Origin of the sequence: Massilia terrae (genome assembly GCF_024753145.1) — a bacterium.
GTDB classification, from domain to species: domain Bacteria; phylum Pseudomonadota; class Gammaproteobacteria; order Burkholderiales; family Burkholderiaceae_D; genus Telluria; species Telluria terrae.
This window is the reverse complement of record NZ_JANUGU010000007.1, coordinates 223720-236567: the sequence shown is the minus strand read 5'-3', so window position 1 is coordinate 236567 and position 12848 is coordinate 223720. Positions and strand designations below refer to the sequence as shown.

Here is a 12848-nt window from a genome sequence, read left to right as displayed (position 1 = left end):
ATTTTCCAACCCATCAAGAACAAGGAGTCAACCATGCGAGACAGCAGCCTTACACGCGGCCTGAACGGCAGCGGCCGTTCCTACCACGCCGCCATGCGGGACACGGCCGACGACACCAAGACGCTGGTGCGCGACGCCCAGTCCCTGCTGCAGGCGGCCGCAACGCTGACCGGGCAGAAGGCCGACGACCTGCGCGCGCGCGGCATGGACATGCTGGACCAGGCGCTGGGCAAGGCCGGCCAGTACCAGGATCAAGCCATCGAAAAAAGCAAGGAACTGGCGCACACGGCCGATGTCTATGTAAAGGACAACCCGTGGCGCACGGTACTGGCGGCAGCGGGCGTGGGCCTGCTCGTGGGCATGCTGATTCGTCGCTCCTAATCCGCCGGGGACCGTAATGGAAGACACTGAAACCGTCGTACATTCGCCCGGCCTGATCGGCGGCGTGTCCAGCTTGCTGCGCAACCTGTTCGGGCTGGTGGTGTCGCGGGTCGAGCTGGCGGCGCTGGAGCTGGGAGAAGTGCGCAACCACGTCATCGAGCTGCTGGCCATTTTCGCGGTGGCGATCATGGCGACCTGGTTCGCGCTGGCCTACGGCACCGCCACCATCGTGGCGCTGGCCTGGGACGCCATGGGCTGGAAGATCCTGCTGCTGATGTTCGTGGTGTTCCTGGTCATTACCGCGGCCCTGGTGCTGTGGGGCGTGGCGATGCTCAAGCAGGGCAAGCTGTCGTTCCCGTCCACCATGCAGGAGCTGCGCAACGACCGCGACATGCTGCTTTAAAAGGAGAACACTTACATGCCTAAGCAAACACACAGCAGCAGCGACGATATCAGCGCGCGCAAGCACGCGTTGATGCGCGACGGCGAGTACTACCGCTCCGGCATGGTGCACGCCAAGGCGCAGATCCTGCACGGCGCCCGGCCCGAGGTGATATTCCACTCGGTGATCGATCACGCCACCTGGGCGCTGCGTACGCGGGCCGATGCGCTGCTCAAGCCGACCGGCACCAATCTCTCGGTGCTGGCGCCGTACGCGATGACGGTGCTGGGCTTCATCCGCAGGCGGCGCCTGGGCAAACCGGCACTGGCCATCGTCACCCTACTGGGCGCGGCGGCCTGGTATCTGCAGCGCAAACGCGCGCAGCAGATGGCATATTGAGCGGTATATTTGACAGCGATTGGCGAGCGGGCCCGCGCGGCGGGCTCAAGAAATCAAGCGCTGGATTGAACGGCGCCGGGCAGGGGCCCGGTGCGGCAAGGGAATATGGTGGGGCTTGAGCGGCGTCGCAATCTTTGATTGGGCGCCGTCTTTTTTCGTATGGACGTGGCCACGCACGCTGGTCCTGCCGGACGCCACTGCCGTCACCCCACGCCTAAACGCCAGCACAAACAAACGTCGTCCCGGCCTGCGCCGGGACGACGGTGTGATGATGTTGCTGCACGTGACACAGCTACTGCGCCTGCCTTCACACGCCTAACTTTCTACACCCACTGCGCGGTCTTACTGCCCCGACTTGGTTTCGCTGCTGGACGACGTGCCCATCTGCGGCGGCGGTGCATTGGCCAGGTTGCGCGCGTTGGCCATATCGTTGCGGTAGGTGCTGCGTGCATCGGCCAGGCAGGACGAGCGCTCCGACTTCGACTCCTGCGCGCATGCCCGCTTGGCTTCGTCATAGGCCGCGCCGATTTCCTTGTGCAGGTTCTGCAGGCGCGACTGCGGCTTGTACCAGCGTGCCGGATCGCCGTGCCTGATCTCCTGCTTCTGCTTCTGCGCGACCGCCGGCGGCACGTCGCTGTCGTTGAGCCGCTCCTGGGCGCTGGCGATATTGGCAGCCAGCAGCGCGCAGGCGAGGGCGGCGCCTCGGGCAAAGGTGATGGATCGCATATGGACCTCCGAATTGACAGGTGCGGGGCCGCGGGCCCCGTTCCTCACAGTCGCCCCGTTACCAGCAGCACGACCAGGATCACGACCAGGATGCCGGTCACGCCGACCGGGCCGTAGCCCCAGTTCCGGCTGTGGCTCCAGGTCGGCAGTACGCCAATCAGGGCGAGAATCAGGATGACGAGAAGTATAGTCCCCATTTCAGTCGCACTCTCAGGCTGAACGGCACTTAATAGCGGTAGGCGCGGCCGTCGACCACGCGCACCCGGTTGCCCACCGACAGGTCATACACGCTGTCCTGGGTGATCGTCCGGTACTCGCCATTGTCCATGCGGACGTTGATCTGGTAGAGCTGGCCACCGCCTTCATTGCGGTTGCGCTCGACACTGTTGCCGATCGCCGCGCCGGCGACGCCGCCTGCCACCGTGGCCGCGGTGCGTCCGCCGCCGCTGCCGATCTGGTTGCCGGCCAGCGCACCGACCAGGCCGCCCACGACGGCGCCCGCGCCGCTGGTGCCGGCGCTCGCCTGCACCACCTGGATCGATTCGATGGTGCCGTAGCCGTTGTAGGCCGCGCGCGGGTTGTTGCCGTAGCCGCTGCTGTAGCCGTTGTAGCCGCTGTTGTAGCCATTGTCGTACGGACGATTGCTGGCGCAGCCGGCCAGGATGGCGCTGGCGGCGAGGACCGTGGTTCCCATGATGCGGATTGCTTTCATGTTGCTCTCCTAGCAAATAATGGTGTGACAAGCATAAGCAATCGGACACGGCCATTCTGTGCGCTGCCGCACTCCCGACGCTACGGGCCCTGACCCGAGCACAGCAGTGCTGCTGTGTTCGTCAACGAACAGAAGACTTGCGGCAAGCAGCGTAAAACCTTGTCAAGACAAACAAAAGCAATAAAAGGAGAGCCCGATGAGATCGCCACATTTGCTGCTGCTGCTCGGCGCCGCCATTTTGTGGGCGAGCCATTGCCGCGCTCAGGCGGTGCCGGATGCGCGTACTGCTTACCAGCAAGCCAAGGAGAGCGCGGCCACCAATTACAAGAATGCGGTCGCCAAGTGCGGCGGCATCGCCGGCAATCCGCACGATGTGTGCGTGGCCGAAGCCAAGGCGGCGCGGGTGCAGGCCGAGGAGGAGGCCGGGGCCGCGTACGAGAATACGCTGGCGGCCTATACCCGGGCGCGGATGCGCATCGCGTCGGCCAATTACGACCGCGACAAGGTCCGTTGCAAAGGGCTGACCGGCAACCCGAAGGACGTCTGCATGGTGCAGGCCAAGGCCGCGCTGGTGTCGGCCCAGGCCGATGCGAAGGCCGACAAGAAGACCATCGAGGCGCGCAATGAAGCGACCGAGGATAAACAGAAGGCCGCGCTGAAAGTGGCGCTGGAAAAGTGCGACGCCTATGCCGGCGCCGCCAAGGAACAATGCGTTGCGCAGGCCAAGGCCACCTACGTGCAACCCTGAGCTGTCGAGGAGTGCCGCCGCGGCCCAGCCCGGGCCCGGCCGTCATTAGCTGTGTTTTTGTCGTCAAACCACAAGGAGCCATCAATGAAAACGATCCAACGCATCGCCACCGCGGTTTTCACCGCCTCGCTCGCACTGACCGTGGTCGGCTGCTCGTCTTCCCCGACCCGCGAAAGCACCGGCGAGTACATCGACGACGCCGCGATCACCGCCAAAGTCAAGGCTGCGATCTTCAATGAGCCGACCCTGAAATCGACCGAAATCAACGTCGAAACCTTCAAGGGCGACGTGCAGCTGTCCGGTTTCGTCGCCAACCCCGCCGATGCCGGCAAGGCCGCCAGCATTGCGCGCGGCGTCAAGGGTGTCACCTCGGTCAAGAACGATATCCGGGTGAAATAAGCGTCCCGCGGGGCGGCCCGGTATGAGCAAGCAAGGTTTTTCATGCAGCTAGCCAAACCCGACCCGGCCGACGCCGGGGCTCCAGCCGCCGCTCCCCCTCTTTCGCAGGATGCGCCCGACAGCGGCGCTGCCGACCTGCCGCCTGAAGAAGAGGCGCTGCAGCTGGGCAGCGCGCGGCTGCCGGTGCACGTCAACGCGCGCGGCCTCGCGCTCGGCATCGTCGCCACCGTGGCCTTCGTGTACGCCTTGCAGTGGGCGCAGAAATTCTTCGTGCCGCTGCTGCTCGGCATTTTCATCGCCTATACGCTCAGCCCCATCGTCAACTGGCTGGAGCGCCACCGGATCATGCGTCCGATCGGCGCCACCCTGGTCACGGCCGCCATCGTGGTGGGGATGGAGCTCACGCTGCAGCGGGTGCAGGGCGAGATTTTCAATATCGTCGACGACCTGCCGAAGATCACCCACAAGGTCACGCACATGCTCACCGACACCAGCGACGGCCAGCCGACCACCATCCAGCAGGTGCAGGCGGCCGCGACCGAGATCGAGCAGGCCGCGTCCAATGCCGGCGCCGACAACAAGCGCGCCGTGCCGAAGCGAGCGCCCTTGCCGCCGGCGGCGGGCTCGCCCAGCTTCCGGGTGATGGACTGGATCCTGGCAGGTTCCGTGAGCCTGGCCGGCTTCGCGTCGGAAGCGACGATGGTGGTGTTCCTGGTGTTCTTCCTGCTGCTGGCGGGCGATACCTTCAAGCGCAAGCTGGTCAGGCTGACCGGACCTTCGCTGTCGCGCAAGAAGGTGACAGTGCACATCCTGGAGGACATCAACACGTCGATCCAGAACTATATGTTCATGCTGTTGGTGACCAACTCGCTGCTGGCGCTGCTGATGTGGGGCGCGCTGCGCCTGATCGGGCTGGAGAACGCCGGCGCGTGGGCGGTGTTCGCGGGGCTGGCCCACATCATGCCTTACATCGGCCCCTTGCTGATCACCACGGCGACCGGACTGGCCGCCTTCCTGCAGTACGAGTCCTTGCGCATGACCATCCTGGTGGCGGGCGCGTCGCTGGCGATCGCGACCCTGGTCGGCATGGTCGTCACGACCTGGATGACGGGCAAGATCGCGAAGATGAATGCGGCGGCGGTGTTCGTCAGCCTGCTGTTCTGGGGCTGGCTGTGGGGGATGTGGGGATTGCTGCTGGGGGTGCCGGTGGTGGTGGTGCTGAAGGTGGTGGCGGAGCGGGTCGAGGGGATGGAGGTGTTGGCGGAGTTGCTGGGGGAGTAGGCCGATGCTCCGGTTCGCGGCAACGCTGCAAAATGGGGGGGCCCGCGTGCGCGGGAAGTCGGGCTCGGCAGTGCCGGACACGACGTTCCATCTTTTGTTCAAGGTCTCTCTGAATTGTTCTAGTTAGTACTATCTGGCGCTGGCCGGGACTCGGAGACCGCCTTGTGCTTCTCCGTGCTGTCGGCCCCCGTTTGTTCCTTGGGCAGGCCGCGCAGGCTGCCCAGCTGGAGCGCGTACTGGCGCGCGAACTCCGCTCCCAAAAAGAAGATCTGCGCCGAGTAATACACCCACAGCAGCATGGCGATCAGCGAGCCGGCCGCGCCGAAGGTGCTGGTGACGCCGCTGTGGCCGATGTACAGGCCGATCGCGAATTTGCCCAGCACGAACAGGGCGGCGGTGCCGAGGGCGCCGACGACGACGTCGCGCCACGACAGCCGGATGCGCGGCAGCAGCTTGAAGATGACGCCGAACAGCACCGCGATCACCAGGAAGCTGAGCACGGCGGCGACCCAGGAGAACACGGTGGTCGCGGTCTGCCACATGCCGACGAAATAGTTTTCGAGCACGTTGAGGGCCGCGTTGATCACCAGCGAGACCATCAGCAGGAAGGCCAGCACCAGGATCAGGCCGAAGGACAGGACGCGGGTGCGGATGGTGTCCCAGACGCTGGCATCCTTGGGCGGCGGCACGTCCCAGATGTCGTCGAGGCTGTCCTTCAGTTCGGCGAACACGGTGGTGGCGCCGACCACCAGCAGGGCCGTCGCGATGAGGGTGGCCAGGTGGCCGCTCTGCTTGTTGCGCGAGGCGGCCAGGATGGCCTGGATGGTTTGCGCGCTCTGCTCGCCCATCAGGCTGCGCAGCTCGGACAGCAACTGGCCTTGCGCCGCCTGGGCGCCGTAGAACAGGCCGGCGACCGCGATGACCAGCACCAGGATCGGCGCCAGCGAAAACAGGGTGTAGAAGGCGAGCGCCGCGCCCTTGCTGGAACAGCGGTGTTCCGACCATTCCGACACCGAGCAGCGCAGGACGTGGACCAGGTCGCCCCCGGACGGTAGCTTGCCCAAATGCATTTCGTCTCCCCGAAATAAACAACGCGCCGTGGCGGCGCGTGTCGTGGGTCGTCCCGGGTGCGCAGGGCGCCCGGGACGAGGCGGCAGCAGGCTGCCGCGCGTACTTGAGCTTACTGCACCTTGCGTTCGATGGTGATCTGCTCCACCTCGACGCGGCGGTTCGGCGCCAGGCAGGCGATCAGCTCCGAGCGCTTCTTCTGGTGGCACTGCACGACCGCGTTTTCCTCGCCGCGGCCGACGGCCTTCAGGCGGCTGCCGTCGACACCCTTGCTCATCAGGTACTCGCGCACGGCGTTGGCGCGGCGCTCTGACAGCTTGTGGTTGTACTTGGACGAACCGATGCGGTCGGTGTAGCCGGTGATGGTGATGTCGGTCAGGCTCGGGTTCTGCTGCAGCGTGCTGGCGATTTCGTCCAGCTTCGGCTGCGGCTGGCTCAGCTTGGCGCTGTCAAACGCGAACAGCGATTCGGCGGCCAGGGTCACCTTCTCGAAACGGGCCGGCGGCGGCGGCGGCGGCGGCGGCGGGGCTTCGGTCGGGGCCGGGGTCGGGGCCGGCTGTTCGACCACCGGCGGCGCCGGCGGTGCCGGCGGGGCCGGCGGCGGTTGCAGGGCGTAGCTCAGGCCGAAGGTGACGTAGCGGGTCAGGCTCTTGTCGAAGCCGAACTTGCTGCTGTCCGGATTGCCGCGCACCCAGCGGGCGTCGGCCTGGGCCGACCAGCGGTCGTTGATCGAGTACTGCAGGCCGAGGCCGCCCTGGTAGTACCAGGAGGTGTCGTTGCGCAGGCCGATCAGCGGACGGCTGACGTGGTCGCGCTCGCCGCCGACGCCCAGCAGGACGAAGGGACGGATGCGGTCGCGCGACAGCATCAGCAGGGCGTCCACGCCGTACAGGGTCTGCCACATGTCGCCGTTATGGTCGGTGTTGGCGCGCGCATGGCTGGCACCGATCTGGACGTCCAGCCACTGGTTGACCGGCTTGCCGAAGCGCAGGGCGCCGCCCCAGCCATTCTTGTCTACCCCGAAGGACTTGTCGGTGTCCATCCAGACGGCGGCGCCCTGGACGTACCACGACGGGTTGATTTCTTGCGCCAGCGCGGTGCCGGCCGCGCAGGCCAGCGCCGCTGCCAGTGCAATTTTCTTCATATTATTCACAGGTGACTCCCATGTGGTTAAAGGTTGTTGACATCGCATGCCCTCGACAGAGATGTTGGATGAAGATTAAGTGGCTGAGTTCCGATGGGTCCGTGCGATATCGAACACATCGGCCAGCTGAGTGACGCATTTACAACACTTCTGTTACAGCTTGGTCTCGAGGTAACCGTATAAATAGTTTGATCCGCCGTTGATGTTCCCCAGCAGCTGGGACGAGCCGAAGATGCCGGAGCGGTGCGACAGCCCGACGCCGACGAAGCTGTCCTTCCAGCGCCGCACGCCGAGCAGGTCGCCGACCGAGACGTCGACCGAGGGATCCAGATAGTTGAGCAGGCGGTTGGTGGCGCGGCCGCGGCGCGCCTGGTCGCGCACTTCGGTCAGCGGCACGCGCTGGGCCAGCGAGAAGCCGGCGCCGAAGCTGAGACGGGTGCGCACGCTGTCGCTCCAGGGCAAGCCGTAGTAGCGCGCCTTGATCTGCACGTCCAGCTGGGCGCCGTTCGGGCGCAGGCCGCGCTCGTCGTGCAGCAGCACGCCGGCGTAGGCGGTGAAATCGAGCGGCCAGCCATTCACGCGTTCGACCAGCGGGGTGCCGATGTCGACGCCCCAGATGCGGGTGTCGTCGCCGGTGCGGGTGGAGGCGCAGCGCAGCGCCACCACCGGCAGGAAATTGCATTCGGTGGCGCGCCCGCCGATCAGCTTGACGTAGGTGGGGCGGCCCGGGGCGCCGTAGTTGGCGTGGCTGCCGAAATCGTAGGCCGCGCCGACCAGGGCGCCGACCTGGGACTTGTCCGCCACCAGCGGGCTCTTGCGGACGTCGCTGTCCAGGTGGGTCACGCCGATCCCGCCCAGCAGGCGCCAGCGTTCGCTCAGTTCGTAATAGCCGTACAGCGCGACGGTCATGTCGTGGCCGGGGCCGGGCATGTAGGCCGGGCGGCCGGGGATCGCTTCCTCGGGCCGCACGCCGTAGTAATAGTTGTTCAGGCTGGCGCTGCGGTGGGCGAAGGTCCAGGCCGGGCGGAAATGCCAGCGGCCGCTATGGATGTCGATGCTGTAGACCAGGCGCCACTCGCTGCCGTGGCTGGTGTTATTGGCGTCGTGCATCAGCTCCAGATCGACATTGCCGAACTCGGTGCGGCCGCGGTAGGCGATTCCGCTCTGCATGGCCGAACTGCGGCGCGCCATGCCGTCCAGCACCGCCGGCGGGGTCTCGGTCGGATAACCCTCGTAGCGGTAATCGAGGAACAGTTCGAGCCAGTGCGCCTTGTTGTCGTCGGTCTTCAGCCCGATCCGGGTGCCGTGCAGATAGACATTCTGGCCCTCGTACATGTAGAGCGGCACCAGGTCCTGCGCGGTGTCGGCATCGCGGTAGGGCGGCCGGTCGAGGCGCTGGATCGCGCCCAGTCCCGCGCTGCCCGGAATGGCCAGGAAGTCGACCAGCACGTCGGTCGACGCCGGGCCGGCACTGGCGGCCAGCGGGAGCATCAGCAGCGGAAGGAGGGCGAGTCGACCTTGCATAGTTGGAAATGAGCAAATGCGCAATTCTAGCCCGCCTCCCCGAGTTTTGCTTGCACTGCAGCATTTTGTTACCAATAGGCTGCCTTGACGAAAATTCTTGTCGGAATTTTTCGATATGTTGGCTGGCGCACAGACCCAAGGTGGATGGACAGGCAATCTTGAGTCCAGTTAAGCGGAACCCTTGGTGTTGTCAGGGTGTCAAACGGCACACAGCGACCCGGACCACACAGTCTCTCTCAATAATTGGAGCAACCGACATGCATGCAACGACTCATCAAAATGCGGTGCACGGCGACATGGGCGCAGTGCACACTTCGGGCAACTCGGCACTGATCGAACGCGTCCCGCCCCAGCCGACCGAGCGCGCCCCGATCTCGTTGGCGCCCATCGAGCGCGTGCGTTCGACCTCGGCCACGCAGCGTCGGATCGAGAACATGCAGAAACTCATCCAGGAATTGCAGACGCATGAAATGCTGGCGGACGAGATCGCATGGTTCCTGAAATTTTCGCCCAGCGGCGCACGCAAGTACATCCGCGACCTGCGCGAGGCCGGCGTGATCGAACTGGCGCGCTACATCGAAGGCACCGCCACCTACCTGGGCAAGGCCGTGTACCAGATCTGCCCGGACCAGGACCGCGTCAAGGCCTTCCTCGCCGCCATCTGCCAGCCCAAGCGCGAAGGCGTCACGCCGCGCAAGGAGCGTCCGGGCTTGCGCGAGCAGAGCATGGCCGGCGCCGGCCGCCACTTCCACATCCTGGCCGACGATACCCACTACGCGATCCGCGTCAACCGCAGCCCGGTGTCGCGCGACCCGCTGGTCGCCGCCCTGTTCGGCCCGGCCCAGGCGCCGGCCCCCAAAGAGCGCACCTGAGCTTCGCTGCGGGCGTAGAGAGCCGCCCGCATTGCCGGCCGTGCCGTCCACACAGCGCCACCCCCGCGGGGTGGCGTTTTTTTTGCCCGGCGGCTTGAAACACGGTCGACAGTACCCACTTCCGGCACAGTGGCGCAGCGCGCCGATCCCGGAAAGGAATGCCGATGTCGCCAATCACCATGATGCCTGCCAACAGCGGCGGTCGCCCATGACGGCGCTGCTCACCGTCTGCGTGCTGACCGCCGTGGCCGCGCTGGCCTGGTGGGTGCCGCGCTGGCGCCTGGCGCGCGCGCTGGCGCGGCCGTTCGACCCGGCGTACCTGGCGGTCATCGAGCGCAACGTCATCCAGTACCGCGGCATGCCGGAAGCGCAGCGGGCCGAGCTGCGGCGGCTGGTCCAGCAGTTTTTGCTGCAGAAGAAATTCGTCGGCTGCGACGGACTCGACCTGACCGACGAGATGCGGGTGACCATCGCGGCCCAGGCCTGCCTGCTGCTGATGGGCCGCCCGAGCAAGGTGTACGGCCAGCTGCACACGGTGCTGGTGTACCCGGGCGCCTTCCTGGTGCCGCGCCGCCAGGTGGACGCGGCCGGGGTCGTGACCGAGCAGCGCCAGGACCTGCTGGGCGAGTCCTGGGGCGACGGCCGGGTGGTGCTGTCCTGGGACCACGTGCGGCGCGCCGGCAACGAGGTGGCGCCGGGCCAGAACGTGGTCCTGCACGAGTTCGCGCACCAGCTCGACAGCGAGTCGGGCAGCAACAACGGCGCCCCTTGGCTGGGCGCGCGCGAACGCTACCGCAAGTGGTCGCAGGTGCTGGGCCGCCATTTCGAGCAGCTGCGCGCCGAAGCCTGGCACGGCCAGTACGGCGTGCTGGACCATTACGGCGCGAACAGCCCGGCCGAATTCTTCGCCGTCGCCACCGAAAGTTTCTTCGAACAGCCCTACCGCCTTGCGGCACGCCATCCCGAACTGTTCGAGGAATTCGTCGCTTATTACCGGGTGGATCCGCGCGACTGGTTTCCCCGCCCCCTGGCGGAGGACCCCTTTCATGGCGGCGTGGTCTATGGACAGTGGCAGTGAGCTGCGTGCGTACGCGTACACACCCGTTTTGCACGCCAGGAGTATGCTTGGCCTAGCCTACTAACGCGGGAGGAAGCCATGTCCACGATCATTGCAGGTCACTTCCAGCTGCAGGACGATATCGAGCGCGCGCGCCAGGCCCTGGTCGACGCGGGCTTCGACGAAAGCCGGGTCTGCGGTTTCTACGTCAACCAGCCCGGACAGCACGACCTGACCTTCCTCGGCGGCGACCACCAGCTGTCGCCCGGCGCCCGGGAAACGCCCACCGGGCTGGCCGAAGGCGCCGGCGGTGGCGCGATCGTCGGCGCCATTGCCGGCGCCGCGACCATGCCCGTCACCGGCCCGCTCGGCCCCACCGTCGGCGGCCTGCTGGGCGCCTATGTGGGCACCCTGTTCAGCTTTTCGCGCATGAAGGAAGCGGACGAGCTCGAGAAGGGCGCCACGGTGCCGACCCCGCGCGTGGCGGGCATGCTGGTGGCCGTGGCCTTCGACGACAGCGGCCGCGAGCAGCAGGCCGTCAACTTGCTGCGCGACCTGGGCGCCCACCATATCGAAAGGGCGCGCGGCAATATCGTCGATGGCGATTGGGCCGATTTCGATCCATGCAGCATACCGGACGTGATCAACTGAGCAGGTCGCCGCGCGCACCTTTGCGCTAGCTCAGCATTTCAATTCGCCCGGCTCCTAGACTTGTCGCTTGACGTTGCGCAATCCGCGCAGCGCACCGGGGACAAGGGGGAGATCATGGACCATCAGGTGGCATTGGTCACTGGCGGCATGGGCGGGCTGGGCAGCGCCCTGTGCCGCCGCCTGGAGCGGGACGGCTTCCGCGTGGCGGTCACATTTTCACCGGCCAAGCAAACGCCCGAGGCATGGCTGGCCGCACAGCGCGACGACGGTTTCCACTTCAAGGGCTACAAGGTCGACGTGGCCGACTATGCCGATTGCGAGTGGATGGTGCAGCGCCTGCTGGCGGACATGGGCCGGCTCGACGTGCTGGTCAACAATGCGGGCATCACGCGCGACCGCAGCCTGCTCAAGATGACGCACGACGACTGGCAAGCTGTCCTGCGCACCGACCTCGACAGCGTGTTCAACATCACCCGGCAAGCCATCGAGCCGATGCTGGCGCAGCGCTCCGGCCGCATCATCAATATCTCATCGGTCAACGGACAGCGCGGCGCCTTCGGGCAGTGCAATTACTCCGCGGCCAAGGCTGGCATGCATGGCTTCACCAAGGCGCTCGCGATGGAAATGGCGCGCCACGGCATCACGGTGAACACGGTGTCGCCGGGCTACCTGCGCACCAAGATGACGGAACAGGTAGCGTCGGACATCATGCGCGACAAGATCCTGCCGCAAATACCGGTCGGGCGGCTGGGCGAGCCGGAGGAAGTCGCCGCGCTGGTGGGCTGGCTGGCGTCGCCGGAGGCTGGCTTCGTCACCGGGGCGAATATCGCGATCAATGGGGGGCAGCACATGGCCTAGCTTGGCCAGCCATGGAGGCAGGGCTAGCGCTTTTCGGCCCGGGTCTGGCAGCTGATGCACAAGCGGGCCTCGGGCCGCGCCTGCAGCCGCGAAAAGCCGATGGCGTTGCCGCATTCCTCGCACAGGCCGTAGCTGCCGTCGTCAAACTTTTCCAGCGTGCGGCGCAGTTGCTGCATCTGGGCAGCGGCGTGGCCTGCCGCTTCCAGCGCCAGATCGTTGAGCAGGCGTACGGTGGCCTTGTCGGCGGGGGAGGTCTCCACCTCGGACACGGGCAGGTCGTGCTCGCCTGCGGCGCGCGGCTGCACCACACCGGCCAGTTCGTCCAGGCGCTGTTGCAATTTAGATTTGAGGAGCGCGACTTGGCCCTCGTCCAGACCGTTCATGGCATGCCTCGCGTCAGGAATGGCTGGGGTGTGGCCGCGCGGACGCGGACCTGCGGGCGGCGCGGGTGGGCTGAACGGACGTCATGGCTGGACTCCCCGGTGGCGTTTTGTCGTTTGTCAGATCCAGTTTAGCGCGTTAGACCGGGGAAGAACATAAGCGCACGAATGGCACCGGGAGGTGGAGGCTGCATGGTCAAAACCGATACCGTCGTTCCCGCGCCGGCGGGAACCCCCTCCCTTGCGCAGCAAATGAGGCAAGCGAT

At 66.1% G+C, this 12848-nt stretch carries 17 protein-coding genes; 10 read left to right on the top strand and 7 right to left on the bottom strand.

What is annotated here, in order from left to right; genetic code table 11:
- Window positions 1-33: 33 nt before the first annotated feature.
- From NX778_RS19285 to NX778_RS19275, 3 genes are read left to right on the top strand one after another with little or no spacing between them, the layout of a single operon-like run.
- Window positions 34-381 carry an ElaB/YgaM/YqjD family protein gene (locus NX778_RS19285; protein WP_370661349.1) on the top strand — a complete coding sequence of 116 codons (348 nt, stop codon included), beginning with the start codon at window positions 34-36 and terminating at the stop codon, window positions 379-381.
- A 16-nt stretch (window positions 382-397) separates the two neighbouring features.
- Complete coding sequence (locus NX778_RS19280) at window positions 398-784, top strand: phage holin family protein (RefSeq protein WP_258813407.1); 387 nt, start codon at window positions 398-400, stop codon at window positions 782-784.
- Between the two features lie 15 nt (window positions 785-799).
- Window positions 800-1162 carry a hypothetical protein gene (locus NX778_RS19275; protein ID WP_258813406.1) on the top strand — a complete coding sequence of 121 codons (363 nt, stop codon included), beginning with the start codon at window positions 800-802 and terminating at the stop codon, window positions 1160-1162.
- Between the two features lie 342 nt (window positions 1163-1504).
- On the opposite strand, the gene NX778_RS19270 is transcribed toward NX778_RS19275, so the two are convergent.
- From NX778_RS19270 to NX778_RS19260, 3 genes are read right to left on the bottom strand one after another with little or no spacing between them, the layout of a single operon-like run.
- Window positions 1505-1888: a hypothetical protein gene (locus NX778_RS19270; RefSeq protein ID WP_258813405.1), complete on the bottom strand. Its 384-nt coding sequence runs from the start codon at window positions 1886-1888 to the stop codon at window positions 1505-1507.
- Window positions 1889-1932: 44 nt separating this feature from the next.
- The gene (locus NX778_RS19265) at window positions 1933-2085 is read right to left on the bottom strand and encodes a DUF3309 family protein (RefSeq protein ID WP_258813404.1); all 153 of its coding nucleotides are present in this window, start codon (window positions 2083-2085) and stop codon (window positions 1933-1935) included.
- 29 nt (window positions 2086-2114) lie between these two features.
- Window positions 2115-2600 (bottom strand): outer membrane lipoprotein, encoded by a 486-nt coding sequence (locus tag NX778_RS19260; protein ID WP_258813403.1) that lies wholly within the window; start codon window positions 2598-2600, stop codon window positions 2115-2117.
- A 196-nt stretch (window positions 2601-2796) separates the two neighbouring features.
- Here NX778_RS19260 and NX778_RS19255 point away from each other — a divergent pair, with 196 nt between their 5' ends.
- From NX778_RS19255 to NX778_RS19245, 3 genes are all read left to right on the top strand, one after another.
- Window positions 2797-3348, top strand: coding sequence for a hypothetical protein (locus tag NX778_RS19255; protein WP_258813402.1), 552 nt, complete (start codon window positions 2797-2799; stop codon window positions 3346-3348).
- A gap of 84 nt (window positions 3349-3432) precedes the next feature.
- Entirely contained in the window at window positions 3433-3747 is a 315-nt protein-coding gene (locus NX778_RS19250) for a BON domain-containing protein (protein WP_258813401.1), read from the top strand.
- A gap of 42 nt (window positions 3748-3789) precedes the next feature.
- Window positions 3790-5028: an AI-2E family transporter gene (locus tag NX778_RS19245; protein ID WP_258813400.1), complete on the top strand. Its 1239-nt coding sequence runs from the start codon at window positions 3790-3792 to the stop codon at window positions 5026-5028.
- A 119-nt stretch (window positions 5029-5147) separates the two neighbouring features.
- On the opposite strand, the gene NX778_RS19240 is transcribed toward NX778_RS19245, so the two are convergent.
- The 3 genes from NX778_RS19240 to NX778_RS19230 form a co-directional block, all read right to left on the bottom strand.
- Window positions 5148-6098 carry a YihY/virulence factor BrkB family protein gene (locus tag NX778_RS19240; RefSeq protein ID WP_258813399.1) on the bottom strand — a complete coding sequence of 317 codons (951 nt, stop codon included), beginning with the start codon at window positions 6096-6098 and terminating at the stop codon, window positions 5148-5150.
- Between the two features lie 110 nt (window positions 6099-6208).
- Window positions 6209-7240: an OmpA family protein gene (locus tag NX778_RS19235; protein ID WP_307728118.1), complete on the bottom strand. Its 1032-nt coding sequence runs from the start codon at window positions 7238-7240 to the stop codon at window positions 6209-6211.
- Between the two features lie 153 nt (window positions 7241-7393).
- Window positions 7394-8764 (bottom strand): MipA/OmpV family protein, encoded by a 1371-nt coding sequence (locus tag NX778_RS19230; RefSeq protein WP_258813397.1) that lies wholly within the window; start codon window positions 8762-8764, stop codon window positions 7394-7396.
- Window positions 8765-9021: 257 nt separating this feature from the next.
- Between NX778_RS19230 and NX778_RS19225 the strand changes: the two genes are divergently transcribed.
- The 4 genes from NX778_RS19225 to phbB all read left to right on the top strand — a co-directional run bounded on the left by NX778_RS19225 (window position 9022) and on the right by phbB (window position 12202).
- On the top strand, window positions 9022-9636 hold the full coding sequence (locus tag NX778_RS19225) for a winged helix-turn-helix domain-containing protein (protein ID WP_258813396.1): 615 nt from the start codon (window positions 9022-9024) through the stop codon (window positions 9634-9636).
- Between the two features lie 208 nt (window positions 9637-9844).
- A complete protein-coding gene (locus tag NX778_RS19220) occupies window positions 9845-10714 on the top strand; it encodes a M90 family metallopeptidase (RefSeq protein WP_258813395.1) in 870 nt (289 codons plus the stop codon).
- Between the two features lie 78 nt (window positions 10715-10792).
- Window positions 10793-11344 carry a hypothetical protein gene (locus tag NX778_RS19215; RefSeq protein WP_258813394.1) on the top strand — a complete coding sequence of 184 codons (552 nt, stop codon included), beginning with the start codon at window positions 10793-10795 and terminating at the stop codon, window positions 11342-11344.
- Between the two features lie 111 nt (window positions 11345-11455).
- Entirely contained in the window at window positions 11456-12202 is a 747-nt protein-coding gene (gene phbB, locus NX778_RS19210) for an acetoacetyl-CoA reductase (RefSeq protein WP_258813467.1), read from the top strand.
- A gap of 23 nt (window positions 12203-12225) precedes the next feature.
- Here phbB and NX778_RS19205 read toward each other — a convergent pair whose 3' ends face one another.
- A complete protein-coding gene (locus NX778_RS19205; protein ID WP_258813393.1) occupies window positions 12226-12585 on the bottom strand; it encodes a TraR/DksA family transcriptional regulator in 360 nt (119 codons plus the stop codon).
- Between the last annotated feature and the right edge of the window lie 263 nt (window positions 12586-12848).